We start from the raw sequence: 17,992 nt of genomic DNA, 5'->3' as shown, positions 1-17,992 counted from the left end.
ACCGATCCTGCCACGGCGCGCTCGTCCGCCAGGTGGGCGTCCAGGTATCAGCGCTCCTCAGCGCGTCTGCGCGACCCACGCCTCGTGCATCGCGGCGTAGGTGCCGCCCCGCGCGACGAGGTCCTCGTGCGGGCCGACCTCGACGACCCGCCCTGCCTCGACGACGACGACCAGGTCGGCGGCCTCGGCGGTCGAGAGGCGGTGCGCGATCGTCAGCGTGCTGCGGCCCCGGGCGAGCTGCTCGAGCGCACGGGCGATCCGGACCTCCGTCGCGGGGTCGACGGCCGACGTCGCCTCGTCGAGGAGCAGCAGGTCGGGGGCCGCCAGGTACGCGCGCGCGAGGGCGACGAGCTGCCGCTCCCCCGCGGACAGCGACTCGCCGCGCTGGCCGACCGGCGCCGACAGGCCGCCTGCGAGCTCGTCGACCCACGGGCGCAGACCGAGAGCGTCGATCGCGTCACCCACCCGCGGGTCGTCGGGCGACGGCATCGCGCCGTCGGTGCCGCGCAGCCCGTACGCGACGTTCTCCGCGACGGTGCCGTCGAACAGGAAGCCCTCCTGCGGGACCAGGACGACACGGCGCCGCAGGTCGGCGAGCGGCACGTCGCGCAGGTCCACGCCGTCGAGCAGCACACGGCCGCTCGTCGGGTCCATGAGACGGGCGACGAGCCGGGCGATCGTCGTCTTGCCCGAGCCGGTCGCTCCCACGACGGCCACGGACGTGCCCGCCGGGACGGTCACGTCGACGTCGTGCAGGACGGGCGGACCGTCGGGGTACGCGAACCCGACGCGGCGCAGCTCGACGGTCGCGGCACCGCGCGGGCTCGGCACGCCGTCCCGGCCGGCATCGACCACCGAGACCGGCGTCTCCAGGATGCCCAGCACGCGGCGCCACCCGGCCGTCGCGTTCTGCAGCTCGTTGAGGATCTCGGTCGCCTGCTGGACGGGACCCGTGAACATCTGGACCAGGAACAGGAACGCGAGCAGCCGACCCGCGGTCAGGCCGCCGGCCAACCCGAGGTAGGTACCCGCGACGACCACGACGGCCAGGACGAGGTTGGCGACGAGCACACCGCTCGAGAACACGACCGCCACGAGGTTCTGCGCGCGGATCATCGCGCGCCGCGTGGCTGCGACGGCCGCGTCGACCCGGCGCTGCGTGCGGGCCGCGACACCGTACGCCCGGATCGTCTGCGCCCCGACGACCGACTCGGAGATCGAGCCGAGCATCGCGCCGTACTGCTCCCGGACCGCGGTGTACCGGGCGTTGACGCGCTTCTGCAGCGGGCGCAGCGCCACCACGAGCGGCACGAACCCGAGCCACACGAGCAGCGTGAGCTGCCACGAGTACACGGCCATGAGGACGGTCGCGACACCGATCTGCAGCACCGAGACGAGCAGCATGATGCCGCCCCACTGCACGAACAACGAGATCGTGTCGACGTCGGACGTGACGCGCGAGACGAGCGACCCGCGACGCTCGGTGTTCTGGGTGAGGACCGACAGGTCGTGCACGTGCCCGAACGCGCGCGTGCGCAGCGTCCACAGGCCGGCCTCGCTCGACCGGAACAGCCGCACGTTGACGAACGCCGAGCACGCCGCGCCCACCAGCAGGCCCACCGCGGCGAGGCCGGCGAGCGTGGCGACCCGCGACACGTCGGGGCCGCCCTCGGCGAGGATCCCGGTGTCGACGGTCTGCTGCACGGCGACCGGCACGAGCACCTTGCCGAGCGACGCGACGACGGCGAGGAGCAGCGTCACGCCGAGACCCTGCACGAGCTGCGGCGACACCTGCACGCCGCGGCGCAGGGTCGCGAGCACGCCGAGGTCGGCGGCCGGGGCGAACCGGTGGTCGGTGCTCATGCGTGCTCCTCGACGACCTCGGTCGCGTCCTCGTCGGCCCGGTCGGCGGCCCGCCGGGCCGACTCCTGCTCGTACGCGGTGGCGAGCTCGCGGTACCCGGGGTCGCGCGCCAGGAGCTCCTCGTGGCGGCCGCGGTCGACCACGCGCCCGCTGTCGACGTGCACCACCTCGTCGGCAAGCAGCACCGACGACATCCGGTACGCGACGAGCAGGACGGTCGGCGAGCCCTGCGCACCCCGCAGGCCCGTGAGGATGGCCTGCTCGATGCGCGGGTCGACGGCCGACGTCGCGTCGTCGAGCACGAGCACGCGCGGGCGCCGGACCAGGGCGCGGGCCAGGGCGAGCCGCTGCCGCTGCCCGCCCGACAGGTTCGCGCCGCGCTCGCCGAGCGACGCGTCGAGCCCGCCCGGCAGCCCGCGGACCACGTCGTCGACGTGCGCGAGGCGCAGGGCCTCCCAGACCTCGTCGTCGGACGCGGACCCCGGGTCGCCGACGTCGGCGAGGGTGACGTTCCCGCGCACGGTGTCCTCGAACACGAACGTGCTCTGCGCGACGAACGCGACGTGCCGGGTGAGGTCGGCGGACGCCATCTCGCGCAGGTCGACGCCGTCGACCAGCACCGCCCCGGTCGTCGGGTCGGCGAGGCGGCTGACGAGCGAGACGAGGGTCGTCTTGCCCGCACCCGTCGAGCCGACCACGGCCACCGACCGTCCGGGCTCCACCTCCAGGTCGACGCCGTGCAGGAGCTCGACCGGCCCGCGCGGCCCGGGCACGGACAGGTGCACGTCGCGCAGTTCGACGCGCGCGCCCGCACCCTGCGGCTCCCACGGGACCGTGCCGTCGGGCAGCTCGCCGCGTGCGTCCAGCACCCGCGAGATCCGGTCGTACCCGACCAGCGCGCGCGGCGCCTCGCCCAGCACCCACCCGAACGCCCGCACCGGGACCGCGAGGAGCGTCAGGAGGTACGCCGCCGCCACAACATCACCCGTCTCGATCCGGCCCTCGGTGACCTGGACCGTGCCGACGACCAGCACGAGCAGGGTGCCGAGGCTCGGCAGCAGGTCGATCACCGGGTCGAACATCGCGCGGACCGTGCCGACTCGCACGTTCGCGTCCCGCAGCTGCGCCGCCCGCGCCGAGAACCGGACCTCCTCACGGTGCTCCGTACCGAGCGCCTTGACCAGCAGCGCCGCCTCGAAGCTCTCGTGCGCGACGTCGGCGACCTCCGCACGCAGCTGCTGCGCCTTCCCGACGGCAGGCGCCATGTGCCGCTGGAAGACGACGTTCGCGACGATCGCGAGCGGGATCACGACGAGCGCCGACAGCGCGAGCCACACGTCCGTGCGGAACAGCGCGACGGCCGCGACGGCGAGCATCACGACCACACCGAGCGCGAACGGCAGCGGGTTGAAGATCGACGTCGCCGCCTCGACGTCCGCGCTCGCGTTCGACAGCAGCTGGCCCGTGGGGTGCCGCCGGTGCCACGACATCGGCAGGCGCAGGTACTGGCGGGTCACGGCAGCGCGGTGGTCGGCCTGGATGAGCGCGAACCCCTTGCCTGCGAACACGCGCCGACCCGCGACCGACAGCGCGAGCGTCACGGCCACGAGCACGAGCGCCAGGCCCGCGAGCCAGATGTCCCCGCGCGCCTCGGGGTCGCCCGCCAGCGCCGGCACCACGACCCGGTCCGTCACCGCCCCGAGCACTCGGCTGACCCCGACCGTCGCGGCGCCGAAGACCGCGGACGTACCCACCGCGAGGGTGTAGGTGCCCGGATGGGCACGCATGCCCCGGGCCATGAGGGTGACGGCGCGACGCACCGCGGACCCGGTGAGAGCCGTCGGCTTCGACGGCTCGACTCGCGTGCGCACGCCAGACCTTCCAGAGGACGAGGGGGACCCGTGGATCCTCTCATGGAACGTTCCGACGACCCGGGTGGCGGGCGCGTGCGAGCATGCGTGGATGACCTGGCACCAGCACGAACGCGCCGCGCTGGCGCAGGCCCTCTCCGACGTCCCACCGGACGCGCCGACCCTCTGCGAGGGCTGGGAGGCGAGGCACCTCGCCGCGCACGTGGTGCTGCGGGAGGGGTCGGCCGTGGTCGGTGCCGGGATCGTCGTGCCGGCGCTCGCCGACCGTGCCGAGCGGGCGATCCAGGAGCTCGGCGACTCCGCCGCGACCGAAGGGGCGTACCGCGACCTCGTCGCCCGGGTGGCCGCTCAGCCCCCCGGCTGGCACCCCATGGCGTGGGCCGGGGACGCGGCGAACCTCGTCGAGCTGTTCGTGCACACCGAGGACGTCCGCCGCGGGAGCGGGCCCGTCGCACCCCGCCCGCTCGAGCCCGAGCTGGCCGAGGCGCTGTGGCGGCAGCTCGTGCGCAGCGCGCCGGTGCGGCTGCGCGGTGCGGGCGTCGGCATCGTGCTCGTGCGACCCGACGGCGTCCGTCGCCGCGTCGCCAAGGCCCGAGGGGACCACGGCACGGTCGTCGTCCGCGGTGACGTCGGCGAGCTGCTGCTGCACGCGTTCGGCCGAGGGCGCGCCGCCGACGTCACCGTCGAGGGGGCGCCCCGCGACCTCGAGGCGCTCGAGCGTCGGCTGCCCGTCTGACGCGCTGCGGGTGCGGCCCGCGGGCCGTCAGCGGACGGTGACCCCCGCGTCGCGCAGGCCGTCCTTCACCTGACGCACCGTGAGCTGCCCGAAGTGGAACACGCTCGCGGCGAGAACCGCGTCGGCGCCCGCGCGGGCTGCCTCGACGAAGTGCTCGACCGTGCCTGCTCCCCCGCTCGCGATGAGCGGCACGTGCACCGCGCCCCTGACGTCCCGGAGCATCTCCAGGTCGAACCCGTCCTCGGTGCCGTCGGCGTCCATCGAGTTCAGCAGCACCTCCCCGGCACCGAGCTCCGCCGCGCGCGCCGCCCACGCGACGGCGTCCAGCCCGGTCCCCCGCTTGCCGCCGTGCGTCGTGACCTCGTAACCCGACTCCGTGCGCACGTCACCCGTCACGCGGCGCGCGTCGATCGAGATGACGAGCACCTGGCTGCCGAAACGGTGAGCGATCTCCGAGATGAGCTCGGGCCGGGCGATCGCGGCCGTGTTCACGCCCACCTTGTCGGCACCCGCCCGCAGCAGCGTGTCGACGTCGTCCGTCGACCGGACCCCGCCGCCGACCGTGAGGGGCACGAAGACCTCCTCGGCCGTCCGGCGCACCACGTCGAACGTCGTGTCCCGGCCCGCGAGGGACGCCGAGACGTCGAGGAACGTCACCTCGTCCGCGCCCTCCGCGTCGTACCGACGGGCGAGCTCCACCGGGTCGCCCGCGTCGCGCAGGTTCTCGAAGTTGACGCCCTTGACGACGCGACCGGCGTCGACGTCGAGGCAGGGGATCACACGCAGGGCCAGGCTCACTTGGTGCCTCCGTCCGGGCTGCCCGTGGCAAGGATGTCGATCACGAAGACCACGGTCTGCCCCGCGAGCTCAGGGCTGTCCGTCACACCGAGGGCGTACGTCGGCGGCACCACCAGCATCACCTGGCTGCCGACCGGCTGGTCCACCAGACCCTCCTGCCAGGCCTGCACGTCCTGCAAGGAGAAACTCACGGGCAGCCCGCTGTGCCACGTCGAGTCGAACGGCTCGCCGGTCGTCCAGGCGAAGCCCGTGTACTGCACGGTGATGACGTCACCCTCGGCGACCTGGTCGCCCGTGCCGCGGATGAGGGCCTGCACGACCAGGTCGGACGGCGGGTCGGTGCCCGTCGGCGTGATCGAGGGCGCGCCGTTGTCGCCGAGCGTCACGACCGGCAGCCCCTCGCGCGGCGGCACCGGCTCGCCGTCGGCGCGGGTCGGGAGCACGTCGAGCACCGTGACCGTCGGATAGTCCAGCGCACCGGACCCCGATCCCGGGCTCACCTGCAGCAGCCGCGCGCCCACCTTCTGACCCTTCAGCGTCTTGTACAGGTCGGTGCCGAGGTCCTCCTCGGTCAGCAGCCGCGGGGTCGGGTTGGACGAGAAGCTCTCGTCGACGAGCGATGCGTCGGTCGCGTTCTCGAGCCAGAAGTCGATGAGGACGGGCCCGCCCTCCACCAGCTCGGCGCCCGTGCCCGGCCACACGGTCGAGCGGTAGGTCTTCGACACCGACAGGGGCGTCACGTACGTGACCGTCGGGGCCTGACCCGGCTCGCCCGTGACGGTGACCTGCGGGTCCGTCGTCCCGTCGGCCGTGCACCCCGCGAGGGCCACGACTGCCAGGACCGCAGCGGCAGCCATGACACGCAGTCGTCGCACGGTGATCCTTCCTGGTGGAGCGCGCGCCCCGGTCCGGGCGCGACGGTGTTCCGGCCGCGGACGGCCGAGGCACCGCCACACTGTACGGCCCGGGGCCATGAGGCCGAGGACGCGCCTACATCGACTCGATGAGCCTGTCCACGCGCTCGTCGACGCTCCGGAACGGGTCCTTGCACAGCACCGTGCGCTGCGCCTGGTCGTTGAGCTTCAGGTGCACCCAGTCGACCGTGTAGTCGCGCCGGGCCTCCTGCGCGGCCCGGACGAAGTCGCCGCGGAGCTTGGCCCGCGTGGTCTGCGGCGGCACCGCGGTCGCCTCGAAGATCTCGAGGTCGGTGCTCACCCGCTCCACGAGCCCCTTCGCGGCGAGCAGGTTGTACAGACCCTCGGTGCGCGAGATGTCGTGGTACGCCAGGTCGAGCCGCTGCACCCGGACGTCGGACAGCTCGAGGCCGTGCTTGGCCCGGTAGCGCTCGATGAGCTTGTACTTGATGACCCAGTCGAGCTCGCGGTCGACCAGCGACAGGTCCCCGGTGCGCAGCGCACGCAGGCCCCGCTCCCACAGGTCGAGCACCATCTTCGTCTCGGGCGTCGGCCCACCGTCCGAGGACACGAAGTCGGTGACCCGGGCCAGGTACTCCTCCTGCAGATCGACCGCCGTCACGGTGCGCCCGTTCGCGAGGACCACCGGGTGCATGCCCGTCATGTCGTGGCTGATCTCACGGATGGCCCGGATCGGGTTCTCGAGCGCCATCTCCCGGATCGGGATGCCCGCCTCGATCATGCGCAGCAGCAGATCGGTCGTGCCGACCTTGAGCATCGTCGTGGTCTCGGACATCGACGAGTCGCCGACGATCACGTGCAGGCGGCGGTAGTGCTCGGCGTCCGCGTGCGGCTCGTCGCGCGTGTTGATGATCGGCCGGGACCGCGTCGTCGCGCTGGAGACGGCCTCCCAGATGTGGTCCGCGCGCTGCGACAGGCAGTACACGGCACCCCGGGGCGTGCTCAGCACCTTGCCGGCGCCGGTGAGGATCTGCCGCGTGATGAGGAACGGGACCAGCACGTCGGACAGGCGCGAGAAGTCGCCCTGCCGTCGCACCAGGTAGTTCTCGTGGCAGCCGTAGGAGTTGCCCGCAGAGTCGGTGTTGTTCTTGAAGAGGTGGATCCGGCCCGGCAGGCCCTCGTGCTCGAGGCGCTGCTGCGCGTCGGCCACGAGACCCTCGAGGATGCGCTCGCCCGCGCGGTCGTGGGCGACGAGCTGCCGCACGTCGTCGCACTCGGCGGTCGCGTACTCCGGGTGGGAGCCGACGTCCAGGTACAGCCGCGAGCCGTTGCGCAGGAACACGTTCGACGAGCGACCCCATGCCACGACCTTGCGGAACAGGTAGCGCGCGACCTCGTCGGCCGACAGCCCGCGCCCGTCCTGCGCCGCGCACGTCACGCCGTACTCGGTCTCGAGGCCGAAGATCCGTCGGTCCATGCCTGCTCCCCTCGTCGTTCCCTGCTCGCCGGCCCGACCGGTCAGTCCGTGCCGCCGTCGGCGCCCGGCGCGGGCGTCGCCAGCAGGTCCTCGAGCAGCGCGCCCGACAACCGCCGGAACGCCCGTCGCGGCCGCGTCCGGTCGAGCACCGCGACCTCGAGCTGCTGTGCGGGGATGGCTCGCACCTCGCCGCCCTCGTCCGCGGCGGAGCCGAGCACCCGCACCCCGAGCGCGAGCACCTCGGGGAGCGTCATGCCCGGCGACCACCCGTCCGCGAGCAGCCCGCCGAGCCTGTCGGCCTGGCCGCCCATCACGACGAACCCGTGCTCGTCGGCGACGGAGCCGTCGTACGACAGCCGGTAGATCTGGTCGGACGCGGGCTCGCGGCCGACCTCGGCCACGCACAGCTCGACCTCGAGCGGCTTCGACTCGGTCGTGAACACCGTGCCGAGCGTCTGCGCGTACGCGTTCGCCAGGCCGCGCGCGGTCACGTCCTCGCGGTCGTAGGAGTACCCGCGCAGGTCCGCGTAGCGCACGCCGGCGACCCGGAGGTTCTCGAACTCGTTGTACTTGCCGACCGCGGCGAACGCGATCCGGTCGTAGATCTCCGAGACCTTGTGCAGCGCGCGCGACGCGTTCTCGGTCGCGAACGCGATGCCGTCGTCGTACTGCAGCACCACGACGGACCGGCCACGGGCGATGCCCTTGCGGGCGTAGTCCGCCCGGTCCTTCATGAGCTGCTCGGGAGCGACGTAGAACGGCATGCTCATCGGGCGGCACCTCCCCGCCCACGGTGGGCCTCGCGACGTTCTTGCTCGACCCGCTCGACGACGTCGCCGAGCTCCTCGTCACCCGCACGCAGGTACCCGGCGGCGGTCACGGTCGCGACGACCGGCCAGATCCGCCGGACCGTGTCCGGCCCGCCCGTCGCGGAGTCGTCGTCCGCGGCGTCGACAAGCGCCTCGACCGCGACGCGCACCGCACCCGCGGCGTCGAGACCCGGACGCCACAGCTTCTTGAGCGAGCCGCGCGCGAACACCGAGCCCGAGCCGACCGAGTGGTGGTCGTGCTCCTCGTACCGGCCACCCGTCACGTCGTACGAGAAGATGCGCCCCAGGCCCCGGTCGAGGTCGAACCCGCCGAACAGCGGGACGACCGCGAGGCCCTGCATCGCGAGGCCGAGGTTGCCCCGGATCATCGTGGCGAGCCGGTTCGCCTTGCCGTCGAGCGACAGCAGGCTGCCCTCGATCTTCTCGTAGTGCTCGAGCTCGAGCTGGAACAGCCGCACGAGCTCGACCGCCAGCCCCGCGGCGCCCGCGATGCCCACGGCCGAGTACTCGTCCGCCGGGAAGACCTTCTCGATCTCGCGGCTCGCGATCATCGGGCCCATGGTCGCCCGACGGTCGCCCGCCATGACGATCCCGCCGTCGAACGTGAGCGCGACGATCGTGGTCCCGTGCGGGGCCGGGACCTCAGACGTGGGCAGCGGCCGGTTGCCCGGCAGCAGGTGCGGGGCGTACCCCGCGAGGAAGTCCACGAACGACGACGAGCCTGGAGTGGTGAAGGCGTGCGGCAGCCGCCCGGAGGCCGGCATGTCGTGCAGGGTCATCGGCGCTCACTGACCGCCCTTCTGGACGAAGCCGCGCACGAACTGCTCGGCGTTCGACTCGAGCACGTCGTCGATCTCGTCGAGCAGCGCGTCCACCTCGGCGTCCCGCGCCTGCGCGGACGGCGTCGCCGGGGTCGGGGTGTCCGGGACGTCCGGCTCCTCGTCGTCGCGGCGGGGCCGCACCTGTTCCTGACCAGCCATGGAGACCTCCCCGTGCACCGACGATCCTTCTCGACACCACCCTAGGCCCATCCTCCGACGCATCCGGGCCGAGTGCCCGCGACCCGGACAGCGCGGGTCGGCCGCGGCCGGCGGGGTCCGGGGCGCCGGGCCGTCAGGAGCCGAGGGCGACGAGCAGCGACGCGGCGTCCGGGCACCGGTCCAGCAGGTCGCCGACGTGCGCCTGCGTGCCGCGCAGAGGGTCCCGCATGGGGACACGCTGCAGGGTCGCCGCACCGGGGACGTCGAACACGACCGAGTCCCAGCTCGCCGCCGAGATCTCACCCCCGTACCGGGCGACGACCTCGCCGCGGAAGTACGCGCGCGTGTCGGCCGGCGGCCGGACCACGGCCTCGTCGACCTGCTCCGGGGTGACCAGGAGGTCGACCGCTCCGGCGGCCACGAGTCGGTGGTACAGGCCACGCTCGGGGCGGACGTCGGACCACTGCAGGTCGACGGCGGCCAGCCGCGGGTGGTCCCACGCGAGCCGGTCGCGGCGACGCATGCCGTCGAGCAGACGCAGCTTCGCGAGCCACTCGACCTGGCGGGCGCACGACGCGGGATCGGTGGCCAGGGCCCCGAGCAGCGACTCCCAGCGCGCGAGCACGTCGGCCGTCTGCGCGTCGAGGTCGCCGCCCACGTGGTCGAGCGCCGTGCGCACCGCGGCGAGGTACTCCTGCTGGATCTCCAGGGCGGTGAGGCGCCGACCGTCCGCCAGCTCGAGGCGGGCCGTCAGCGTGAGGTCGTGGCTGACCGTGTGCACGGCTGTCACCGGGTCCCGCAGCGCCAGGCGGTCGACCATCGTGAGCCCGCCGCCGGCGCCGCCCTCCCCGACCGCCCGCTCGATCAGCCACAGCACGAGCGCCGCCGTGCCGAGCCGCAGGTACGTCGCGACCTCGAGCATCGTCGCGTCGCCGATGATCACGTGCAGACGGCGCCACCGGTCCGGGTCGGCGTGCGGCTCGTCGCGCGTGTTGACGATGGGGCGGCGCAGCGTCGTCTCCAGGCCGATCTCGGCCTCCATGTAGTCGGCGCGCTGCGACAGCTGGAAGCCAGGCTGCTCGCCACGCTGACCGATGCCGACACGGCCCGCGCCCGTGAACACCTGCCGGGTGACGAGGAAGGGGATGAGGCGCGACGCGAGGTCGCCGAACGGGACCGCACGCTCGACGAGGTAGTTCTCGTGCGTGCCGTAGGTCGCGCCCTTGCCGTCGACGTTGTTCTTGTACAGCGCGACGTCGGGCAGCGCGGGCGTCGAGGCCAGCGCACGCACCGACGCGAGCATGACCTGCTCGCCGGCGCGGTCCCACCGCACCGCGTCGAGCGGGTTCGTGACCTCGGGCGACGAGTACTCGGGGTGCGCGTGGTCGACGTACAGCCGTGCGCCGTTGGTGAGGATGACGTTCGCCGCGCCCGGGTCCTCGTACTCCTCGGTCGTGGCTCGGGGCAGGGCCTGCGGGCCGTCGCCCGACGGTGCGGGCGTCGTCGGGTCGTCCGTGAGCAGCGACGGGTGCGCGGAGGCCCGCTGCAGGTGGAAGCCGCGCGCGTCGTGCAGCGGGTCCTCGTCGTCGTAGTCCCACCGCGCCTTCGTGCGGGCTCCCTCGCGGGCGGCCGCGTGCACCGCGACGACGTGGCTCGACAGCAGCATCGGGTTGGCCAGCGGCCGGCCGGGCTGGAGGATCCCGTACTCGGTCTCGATCCCCATCACGCGGCGCACGGTCACGGGACCACCCTAGGTGTCCCGTGACCGTGCGACCGGTCGCGTCTCGCAGGCGCGTCTCAGAGGTACTGACCGGTGCTCGTGACCGTCTCGATCGTGCGCGAGCCGTCCGTGCCCTTCTTGCCCTGGACGATCGTGCGGATGAACACGATCCGCTCACCCTTCTTGCCGGAGATCCGGGCCCAGTCGTCGGGGTTCGTCGTGTTCGGCAGGTCCTCGTTCTCGCGGAACTCGTCGACGCACGCCGTGAGCAGGTGGTCCACCCGGATGCCACGCTGACCCGTCGAGAGCAGGTCCTTGATCGCCGACTTCTTGGCCCGGTCGACGACGTTCTGGATCATCGCGCCCGAGTTGAAGTCCTTGAAGTAGAGGACCTCCTTGTCGCCGCTCGCGTACGTCACCTCGAGGAAGCGGTTCTCCTCGCTCTCGGTGTACATCCGCTCGACGACGCGGGTGATCATCGCCTCGACGGCCTCCGCCGGTGAGCCGCCGTGCTCGGCGACGTCGTCCGGGTGGATCGGCAGGTCCGGCGGTGAGGTACTTGCCGAAGATCTCGCGGGCCCCCTCCGCGTCGGGCCGCTCGATCTTGATCTTCACGTCGAGGCGTCCGGGGCGCAGGATCGCGGGGTCGATCATGTCCTCGCGGTTCGAGGCGCCGATGACGATGACGTTCTCGAGCCGCTCGACGCCGTCGATCTCGCTCAGCAGCTGCGGCACGATCGTCGTCTCGACGTCGCTCGACACGCCCGTGCCGCGGGTGCGGAACAGCGACTCCATCTCGTCGAAGAACACGACGACCGGGTGCCCCTGCGACGCCTTCTCGCGGGCGCGGGCGAAGATCAGCCGGATGTGCCGCTCGGTCTCGCCGACGTACTTGTTGAGCAGCTCGGGGCCCTTGACGTTGAGGAAGTAGCTGCGTGCCTCCGTGACGTCGTCGCCGCGCGCCTCGGCCGCGGTGGCGGCGAGCGAGTGGGCGACGGCCTTCGCGATCAGCGTCTTGCCGCACCCCGGGGGGCCGTACAGCAGCACGCCCTTGGGCGGCTTGAGGCCGTGCTCGCGGAACAGCTCGGGGTGCAGGAACGGCAGCTCGACGGCGTCGCGGATGGCCTCGATCTGCGGCCCGAGCCCGCCGATGTCCGTGTAGTCGATGTCCGGCACCTCTTCGAGGACGAGCTCCTCGACCTCGGCGCGCGGGATGACCTCGAACACGAACCCGCTGCGCGAGTCGATGGTCAGCGCGTCGCCGATCCGCACCGGGGCGTCGAGCACCTGCCCGGCGAACCGGACCACGCGCTCCTCGTCGCCCCGCCCGACCACGAGGGCCCGACCTTCGCCGAGCATCTCCTTGACCGTGACGATCTCGCCGACCTTCTCGTAGCCGCCCGCCTCGACGACCGTGAGCGCCTCGTTGAGCATGACCTCCTGGCCGGGCTTCAGCCGGTGCACGTCGATCGCGGGGCTCGCGCCGACGTGCATCTTGCGGCCGGAGGACACCACGTCGACGGAGCCGTCGGTGCGGGCGCCGAGGAACGTGGCGTACGTGCCGGGCGGCTTGGCCAGGTCGTCGACCTGGCGCTTGAGGTCGAGGATCTGCTCTCGCGCGGCCACCAGTGCCTCGCTCAGGCGCTCGTTCTTCGCCGCGAGCACGGCGAGCTCGCGCTGCAGGTCACGTCCAGGGGCGTTCGGGTCGGTCATCGTCTCGGCCTCCGTTCCGCGTCGTACCGGGGTGCGTCTCGAACCACATCTGCCACCACCGTGCACGGCGCTGTGCCTGCTGGTCCGACGACCCTAACCACCAGTGTCAACCGGTCCGCGCGAACAGGGGCGGTGTGTCCGGAACGTCTCGCGGTGCGGACGCACGTCCGCGGGACGAGGCACCTGGGCGTGGACCGAGGCGCTCAGTCGGTCGGCGCCTGCCCCACGTCGCGGCGCGCGCGGCGCAGCTTCTTGTCCGACACGGCCCGCTCCCCCATGGCCTCGGGCGACCACAGCTCGGGGTCCGCGGCGGGCGCGCCGTCCTCGCCGACGGGGTACGCGCCCTTCGCCGGACGACGGCGGCGCAGCGGTGCCTCGACGCCGTCCGCGAGCCGGCGCGTGGTCAGCAGGAAGCCCGTGTGCCCGATCATCCGGTGCTGCGGTCGCACGGCGAGGCCCTCGAGGTGCCAGCCGCGCACCATCGACTCCCACGCCTCCGGCTCGGTGTACCGGCCGTCCGTGCGGACGTCCTCGGCGAGCCGCGACAGCTGCGTGGTCGTCGCGACGTACGCGATGAGGACACCCCCGGGGGCGAGTGCCTGCGCCGCGACGTCGAGGTTCTCCCAGGGGGCCAGCATGTCGAGCACGACCCGGTCGACCGAACCCGGCTCCGCCACGACCGGCAGCACGTCCGCGAGGTCGCCGACCGACAGCGTCCACGCGGGGTGGGGTCCGCCGAAGAAGCCCTCGACGTTGCCGCGCGCGATCGCCGCGAAGTCCTCGCGCCGCTCGATCGAGTGCAGCGACCCGCCGTCACCCACGGCGCGCAGCAGCGACATCGTCAGCGCGCCCGAGCCGACCCCGGCCTCGATGACCCGCGCACCCGGATAGATGTCGGCCATCGCCACGATCTGGCCCGCGTCCTTGGGGTAGACGACCGCCGCGCCGCGCGGCATCGACAGCACGTAGTCCGCGAGGAGCGGCCGCACCGCGAGGTACTCGATGCCTGCCGTGTTCCGGACCACCGAGCCCTCGGGCGCCCCGATGAGGTCGTCGTGCGTGAAGTAGCCGCGGTGCGTGTGGAACGTCCCGCCGGGTGCGAGCGTGATCGTGTGGAGCCGGCCGCGCGGGTCGGTGAGCTGCACGCGGTCACCGGTGCGGAAGGGACCGCGCCGCTGAGCGGCGCCGGCGGGCTGGGAGTCGGTGGTCACGGGCCACGAGTCTAGGAGCCTGGCGGCCCGCGCCGGTCCGGCCGCCGGACGAGGGGGTCTACTGCCGGATGGCCGCGATGACGTCGGTCGCACGGATGAGGCCGACGACCCGGCCGTCGACCGTGGCCGCGACCACGGGGGCGAGCCGGGTCGCCTGCCCGACGGCCTGCACGAGCGCCGCGCCGGTCAGCGACGCGTCGACGACGGCGCCGACCGGGAGCGGGACCGCGACGGCCGTGACAGGCGTGGTGCCGGCGGCCTCGGCCGGCACCGATGCGGCTGCCGCGCGGTCGACGTACGCCGCGGGCCGCCCGTCGGGCGAGAGCACGACGACCTCCTCGGCACCCGCCGCCGCGGCCGCGGCACCGGCGCGGGCCACGGAGTCGGCGTGGCCGACGGTCGCAGCCCGGCGACCCACGGTGGCGAACGTCACCTGGTCGACCGCGCGCTGCGCCTTGCCGCCCCGGACCGCGCCCGACGCGCCGGACCACAGGAAGGCGCCGATGAGCGCCGCCCACAGCACCTCGCCGACGTTCGGCTGGTACCCCCGCACGAGCGGCAGGAGCAGTGCCCATGCGAACACGCCGACCGCCACGACCCGGCCGCACCAGCCCGCGACGACCGTGCCGGTGTGCCGGTTCCTGGTGACCGCCCAGACGACGGCCTCCAGCACTCGGCCGCCGTCCAGCGGCAGGCCGGGCACCAGGTTGAACAGGCCCACGAAGCCGTTCGTGATCGCGCCCGAGTAGAGCAGCAGGCTCGTGATGCCGGGCGCGCCGGTCGCGGTCGCGTCGACGGCCCGGGCGGCCGCGAGGAACAGGACGCCGAGCACGAGGTTCGCGATCGGCCCGACGACGGCGATGAGCGCGCTCGTGGCGGGCGTCGGCGCAGCGCCCCCGAACGACGTGTGCCCGCCCCACAGCGTGAGCACGAACTCGTGGGGCTGCTGACCCCGCGCCCGCGCGACGAGGCCGTGCGCGAGCTCGTGCACGAGCACGGACGCGAAGAGCAGGACGACGAAGACCAGCGCGACGAGGTACACGCCGGCGCCGACGTCCCCGATCCGGTTCCGCACGGTCGGCGCGAACAGCAGCGTGAGGACCAGCGCCGCGAGCAGCCAGCTCGGCGCCAGGATGATCGGTGCGCCGGCCGCGCGGCCGATGACCCAGCCGGAGGTTCGTCGGGCGGGGGGCGGGGTGCTCACCGGATCAGCCTAGGTGGCGCGACGCGCGAGCCGGTGCGCCGGTGGTGTCGGTGCCGGCGCCTACCCTCGTGGTGTGAGCTCTCAGGACGTCGACGAGGTGGTGCCGGACCTGGCGACGGCGCAGGTCGACACGGCGCACGACGACTCCGTGGAGGAGCTCGTCGAGGCGCAGGTCGAGGCCGTCGCCGCTCGTCCCCCGTCGAAGCCGGGCCTGTCGCCGTCGCGCGCGAACGACTTCCTGCAGTGCCCGCTCATGTTCCGGCTGCGCGTCGTCGACCGGCTCCCCGAGCCGCCGAGCGTCGCCGCGGCGCGCGGCACCCTGGTGCACGCGGTCCTCGAGCACCTCTTCGACCTGCCGGCCGTCGAGCGGACGCTCGAGTCGGCGACGGGACTGCTTCCGGAGCGCTGGGACGAGCTGCGCGAGCACTCGCCACAGGTCGCCGAGATGTTCGCGACGCCCGACGAGCTCGCGGAGTGGATCGCGAGCGCCGAGCGGCTGCTCGCCACGTACTTCACGCTCGAGGACCCGACGCGGCTGCAGCCGCGCGAGCGCGAGCTGTCGGTGTCGACCGAGCTGGAGGACGGCCCCCAGCTGCGTGGCATCGTCGACCGGGTCGACGTGGCACCGAACGGGTGGGTGCGGGTCGTCGACTACAAGACCGGCCGGTCGCCGCGCGCGGGGTTCGAGAGCTCCGCGCTGTTCCAGATGCGGTTCTACGCCTACGTGATCTGGAAGACGCGGGGCGTGCTCCCCAAGCTCCTGCAGCTCGAGTACCTGGGCGACGGCGTTGTCCTCAAGCACGAGCCCACCGAGCCCGAGATGCACACCTTCGAGGCGCGCGTGCGGTCCATCTGGGCCGGCATCCAGGAGACCGCGCGCACCGGCGACTGGCGGCCGCGACCGTCGAAGCTGTGCGACTGGTGCTCGTTCCGCGACCTGTGCCCGGCGTTCGGCGGGACGCCCCCCGAAGTGCCCGAGGGGGCCGTCGAACGGGCGATCGGCGTGACGCCGCTGGCCGTGACGCCGGCCGCCTGACGAGTCAGACGGCCGGACCCGGTTCCAGCTCGTCCCCGCAGGCGATGCGCGCGAGGTCGTCGAGCGTGAGGTCCTCGAGCGACGCCACCCGGCTGAGCCCGGGTCGCGGCGTGACGGGCTGCATGACCTCGACCGCGACCACGCGCGCGCCCGACGCGACAGCCGAGGCGATGCCCGACCGCGAGTCCTCGAGCGCGACGCACCGCGCGACGTCGACCCCGAGCGCCGCGGCGGCACGCAGGTACGGCTCCGGGTCGGGCTTCGGCCGGGAGACGTCGTCACCGGCGACGACGACGTCGAAGTACGGCGCGACCCGCGCGAACGGCTCGGCGAGCACACGGAACGACGACGTCACGAGCGCCATCGGCACGCCGGCGGCCTTCAGCTCCTTCAGGAGGCGCTCGGCGCCGGGCTGCCACGGGACGCCCGCCGCGACACCGGCGGCGACGCGCGTGTTGAGGAACGCCGCGATCTCGTCGTCCGGCAGGTCCACCCCGCGCGACCGCAGGATGCCGGCCGACACCGTCATCGCGCTGCCGACCAACTGGAGGCCGTCCTCGTGCGTCCACACCCCGCCGTGCGCCTCGACGAGCTCGGTCTCGGCCGCGATCCAGAACGGCTCGGTGTCGATGAGGGTGCCGTCCATGTCCCAGAGCACCGCGGGCGGCAGTGCGGGCCGGTCAGCGGGCACGGTCGGGGCAGCGTCCGAAGGGGTGGGCATGGTGTCCATGCTAGGCACGGCCCGGCGCGCCCTCGGACCACCCGTTGCGGGGGTGCGCGGGGCAAGCGTCCTACGCTGGGTGGATGAGCGAGCACGGACCCGCAGAGCTCCCGGACGCCGAGCCGGTGATGCTCGCCGCCTTCGAGGGATGGAACGACGCGGGATCAGCCGCGACGCAGGCCCTCGAGCACCTGCACGAGGTGTGGGACGCCGAGCAGGTCGACGAGCTCGACCCCGAGGAGTACCACGACTTCCAGGTGAACCGGCCGGTCATCGGCCCCGGCCCCGACGGCACGCGCGAGATCACGTGGCCCACGACCGCCGTGGCGCTCGCCGACGCCAACCGGACCGGCCGGCGGGTCGTCCTGGTGCACGGCATCGAGCCGTCCATGCGGTGGCGCCGGTACTGCGCCGAGCTGCTCGACATCGCGTCCGGCATGGGCGTGCGCACGGTCATCACGGTCGGTGCGCTGCTCGCGGACGTGCCGCACACGCGGCCGATCCCGGTGAACTCCACGAGCGAGGACCCGCACCTGCGCGATCTCATCGGACTCGACCCGAACACGTACGAGGGGCCGACCGGCATCGTGGGCGTGCTGCAGCACGAGGCGGCGGCCCGCGGCATGCGCGCCATGTCGCTGTGGGCGGCCGTGCCGCACTACGTGGCGCACCCGCCGTCGCCGAAGGCGACCCTGGCGATCCTGCACCGCATCGAGCAGCTGCTCGGCGAGCCGGTGCCGCTCGGCGAGCTGCCCGACGACGCGGTCGCGTGGCAGCACGGCGTCGACGAGCTCGCCGGCGAGGACAACGAGATCGGCGAGTACGTGCGCCAGCTCGAGGAGGCGAAGGACACCGCCGACCTCCCCGAGGCGAGCGGTGAGGCGATCGCGCAGGAGTTCGAGCGTTACCTGCGGCGGAGGGACAAGGGCACCGGCGGCTGACTGGCTGCGGCCGCGC

General features: G+C 73.4%; 15 protein-coding genes and 1 pseudogene. 3 read left to right on the top strand and 13 right to left on the bottom strand.

Features of this window, described 5'->3' with window-relative positions:
- Nucleotides 1–57 precede the first annotated feature (57 nt).
- Both J7523_RS07440 and J7523_RS07435 read right to left on the bottom strand, forming a co-directional pair.
- On the bottom strand, nucleotides 58–1,863 hold the full coding sequence (locus J7523_RS07440; protein ID WP_291884299.1) for an ABC transporter ATP-binding protein: 1,806 nt from the start codon (nucleotides 1,861–1,863) through the stop codon (nucleotides 58–60).
- Nucleotides 1,860–3,662 carry an ABC transporter ATP-binding protein gene (locus J7523_RS07435; RefSeq protein WP_291884493.1) on the bottom strand — a complete coding sequence of 601 codons (1,803 nt, stop codon included), beginning with the start codon at nucleotides 3,660–3,662 and terminating at the stop codon, nucleotides 1,860–1,862. Before J7523_RS07435 ends, J7523_RS07440 begins: the two co-directional genes overlap by 4 nt.
- Before the next feature lie 163 nt (nucleotides 3,663–3,825).
- Here J7523_RS07435 and J7523_RS07430 point away from each other — a divergent pair, with 163 nt between their 5' ends.
- Complete coding sequence (locus J7523_RS07430) at nucleotides 3,826–4,470, top strand: TIGR03085 family metal-binding protein (protein ID WP_291884297.1); 645 nt, start codon at nucleotides 3,826–3,828, stop codon at nucleotides 4,468–4,470.
- Between the two features lie 27 nt (nucleotides 4,471–4,497).
- Here J7523_RS07430 and hisF read toward each other — a convergent pair whose 3' ends face one another.
- The 10 genes and pseudogenes from hisF to J7523_RS07380 form a co-directional block, all read right to left on the bottom strand.
- The gene (hisF, locus tag J7523_RS07425; RefSeq protein WP_291884295.1) at nucleotides 4,498–5,268 is read right to left on the bottom strand and encodes an imidazole glycerol phosphate synthase subunit HisF; all 771 of its coding nucleotides are present in this window, start codon (nucleotides 5,266–5,268) and stop codon (nucleotides 4,498–4,500) included.
- Nucleotides 5,265–6,125 (bottom strand): FKBP-type peptidyl-prolyl cis-trans isomerase, encoded by an 861-nt coding sequence (locus J7523_RS07420; protein WP_291884293.1) that lies wholly within the window; start codon nucleotides 6,123–6,125, stop codon nucleotides 5,265–5,267. Before J7523_RS07420 ends, hisF begins: the two co-directional genes overlap by 4 nt.
- 133 nt (nucleotides 6,126–6,258) lie before the next feature.
- On the bottom strand, nucleotides 6,259–7,620 hold the full coding sequence (gene pafA / locus J7523_RS07415; RefSeq protein WP_291884291.1) for a Pup--protein ligase: 1,362 nt from the start codon (nucleotides 7,618–7,620) through the stop codon (nucleotides 6,259–6,261).
- Between the two features lie 41 nt (nucleotides 7,621–7,661).
- On the bottom strand, nucleotides 7,662–8,390 hold the full coding sequence (prcA, locus tag J7523_RS07410; RefSeq protein WP_291884289.1) for a proteasome subunit alpha: 729 nt from the start codon (nucleotides 8,388–8,390) through the stop codon (nucleotides 7,662–7,664).
- Nucleotides 8,387–9,229, bottom strand: coding sequence for a proteasome subunit beta (prcB, locus tag J7523_RS07405; RefSeq protein WP_291884287.1), 843 nt, complete (start codon nucleotides 9,227–9,229; stop codon nucleotides 8,387–8,389). The genes prcA and prcB overlap by 4 nt, the downstream gene beginning before the upstream one ends.
- A 6-nt stretch (nucleotides 9,230–9,235) precedes the next feature.
- Nucleotides 9,236–9,430, bottom strand: coding sequence for a ubiquitin-like protein Pup (locus J7523_RS07400; protein WP_291884285.1), 195 nt, complete (start codon nucleotides 9,428–9,430; stop codon nucleotides 9,236–9,238).
- A gap of 133 nt (nucleotides 9,431–9,563) precedes the next feature.
- Nucleotides 9,564–11,171 (bottom strand): depupylase/deamidase Dop, encoded by a 1,608-nt coding sequence (gene dop, locus J7523_RS07395; protein WP_291884283.1) that lies wholly within the window; start codon nucleotides 11,169–11,171, stop codon nucleotides 9,564–9,566.
- Between the two features lie 56 nt (nucleotides 11,172–11,227).
- A pseudogene (gene arc / locus J7523_RS07390) lies at nucleotides 11,228–12,863 on the bottom strand (proteasome ATPase).
- A 203-nt stretch (nucleotides 12,864–13,066) separates the two neighbouring features.
- Nucleotides 13,067–14,074: a tRNA (adenine-N1)-methyltransferase gene (locus J7523_RS07385; protein WP_291884280.1), complete on the bottom strand. Its 1,008-nt coding sequence runs from the start codon at nucleotides 14,072–14,074 to the stop codon at nucleotides 13,067–13,069.
- A 58-nt stretch (nucleotides 14,075–14,132) separates the two neighbouring features.
- Nucleotides 14,133–15,278 (bottom strand): site-2 protease family protein, encoded by a 1,146-nt coding sequence (locus tag J7523_RS07380; protein ID WP_291884269.1) that lies wholly within the window; start codon nucleotides 15,276–15,278, stop codon nucleotides 14,133–14,135.
- Nucleotides 15,279–15,426: 148 nt separating this feature from the next.
- Here J7523_RS07380 and J7523_RS07375 point away from each other — a divergent pair, with 148 nt between their 5' ends.
- On the top strand, nucleotides 15,427–16,314 hold the full coding sequence (locus J7523_RS07375; RefSeq protein WP_291884490.1) for a PD-(D/E)XK nuclease family protein: 888 nt from the start codon (nucleotides 15,427–15,429) through the stop codon (nucleotides 16,312–16,314).
- 4 nt (nucleotides 16,315–16,318) lie between these two features.
- On the opposite strand, the gene J7523_RS07370 is transcribed toward J7523_RS07375, so the two are convergent.
- The gene (locus tag J7523_RS07370) at nucleotides 16,319–17,035 is read right to left on the bottom strand and encodes an HAD family phosphatase (RefSeq protein ID WP_291884266.1); all 717 of its coding nucleotides are present in this window, start codon (nucleotides 17,033–17,035) and stop codon (nucleotides 16,319–16,321) included.
- Between the two features lie 83 nt (nucleotides 17,036–17,118).
- Here J7523_RS07370 and J7523_RS07365 point away from each other — a divergent pair, with 83 nt between their 5' ends.
- Nucleotides 17,119–17,976, top strand: a complete 858-nt coding sequence (locus J7523_RS07365; protein WP_291884263.1) for a PAC2 family protein — start codon at nucleotides 17,119–17,121, stop codon at nucleotides 17,974–17,976.
- Nucleotides 17,977–17,992: the final 16 nt, after the last annotated feature.

Origin of the sequence: Cellulomonas sp., from assembly GCF_017744555.1 — a bacterium.
GTDB lineage: Bacteria > Actinomycetota > Actinomycetes > Actinomycetales > Cellulomonadaceae > Cellulomonas.
Note: the sequence above shows the minus strand (reverse complement) of the source record. Positions and strands in the feature narration are given on the sequence as shown.

What these genes read in the sequence shown, in the direction of transcription:
- J7523_RS07440 (WP_291884299.1), bottom strand. Translation starts at nt 1,863, where the DNA reads ATGAGCACCGACCACCGGTTCGCCCCGGCCGCCGACCTCGGCGTGCTC.
- J7523_RS07435 (WP_291884493.1), bottom strand. Translation starts at nt 3,662, where the DNA reads ATGGCCCGGGGCATGCGTGCCCATCCGGGCACCTACACCCTCGCGGTG.
- J7523_RS07430 (WP_291884297.1), top strand. Translation starts at nt 3,826, where the DNA reads ATGACCTGGCACCAGCACGAACGCGCCGCGCTGGCGCAGGCCCTCTCC.
- J7523_RS07420 (WP_291884293.1), bottom strand. Translation starts at nt 6,125, where the DNA reads ATGGCTGCCGCTGCGGTCCTGGCAGTCGTGGCCCTCGCGGGGTGCACG.
- pafA (WP_291884291.1), bottom strand. Translation starts at nt 7,620, where the DNA reads ATGGACCGACGGATCTTCGGCCTCGAGACCGAGTACGGCGTGACGTGC.
- prcA (WP_291884289.1), bottom strand. Translation starts at nt 8,390, where the DNA reads ATGAGCATGCCGTTCTACGTCGCTCCCGAGCAGCTCATGAAGGACCGG.
- prcB (WP_291884287.1), bottom strand. Translation starts at nt 9,229, where the DNA reads ATGACCCTGCACGACATGCCGGCCTCCGGGCGGCTGCCGCACGCCTTC.
- J7523_RS07400 (WP_291884285.1), bottom strand. Translation starts at nt 9,430, where the DNA reads ATGGCTGGTCAGGAACAGGTGCGGCCCCGCCGCGACGACGAGGAGCCG.
- J7523_RS07370 (WP_291884266.1), bottom strand. Translation starts at nt 17,035, where the DNA reads ATGCCCACCCCTTCGGACGCTGCCCCGACCGTGCCCGCTGACCGGCCC.
- J7523_RS07365 (WP_291884263.1), top strand. Translation starts at nt 17,119, where the DNA reads ATGAGCGAGCACGGACCCGCAGAGCTCCCGGACGCCGAGCCGGTGATG.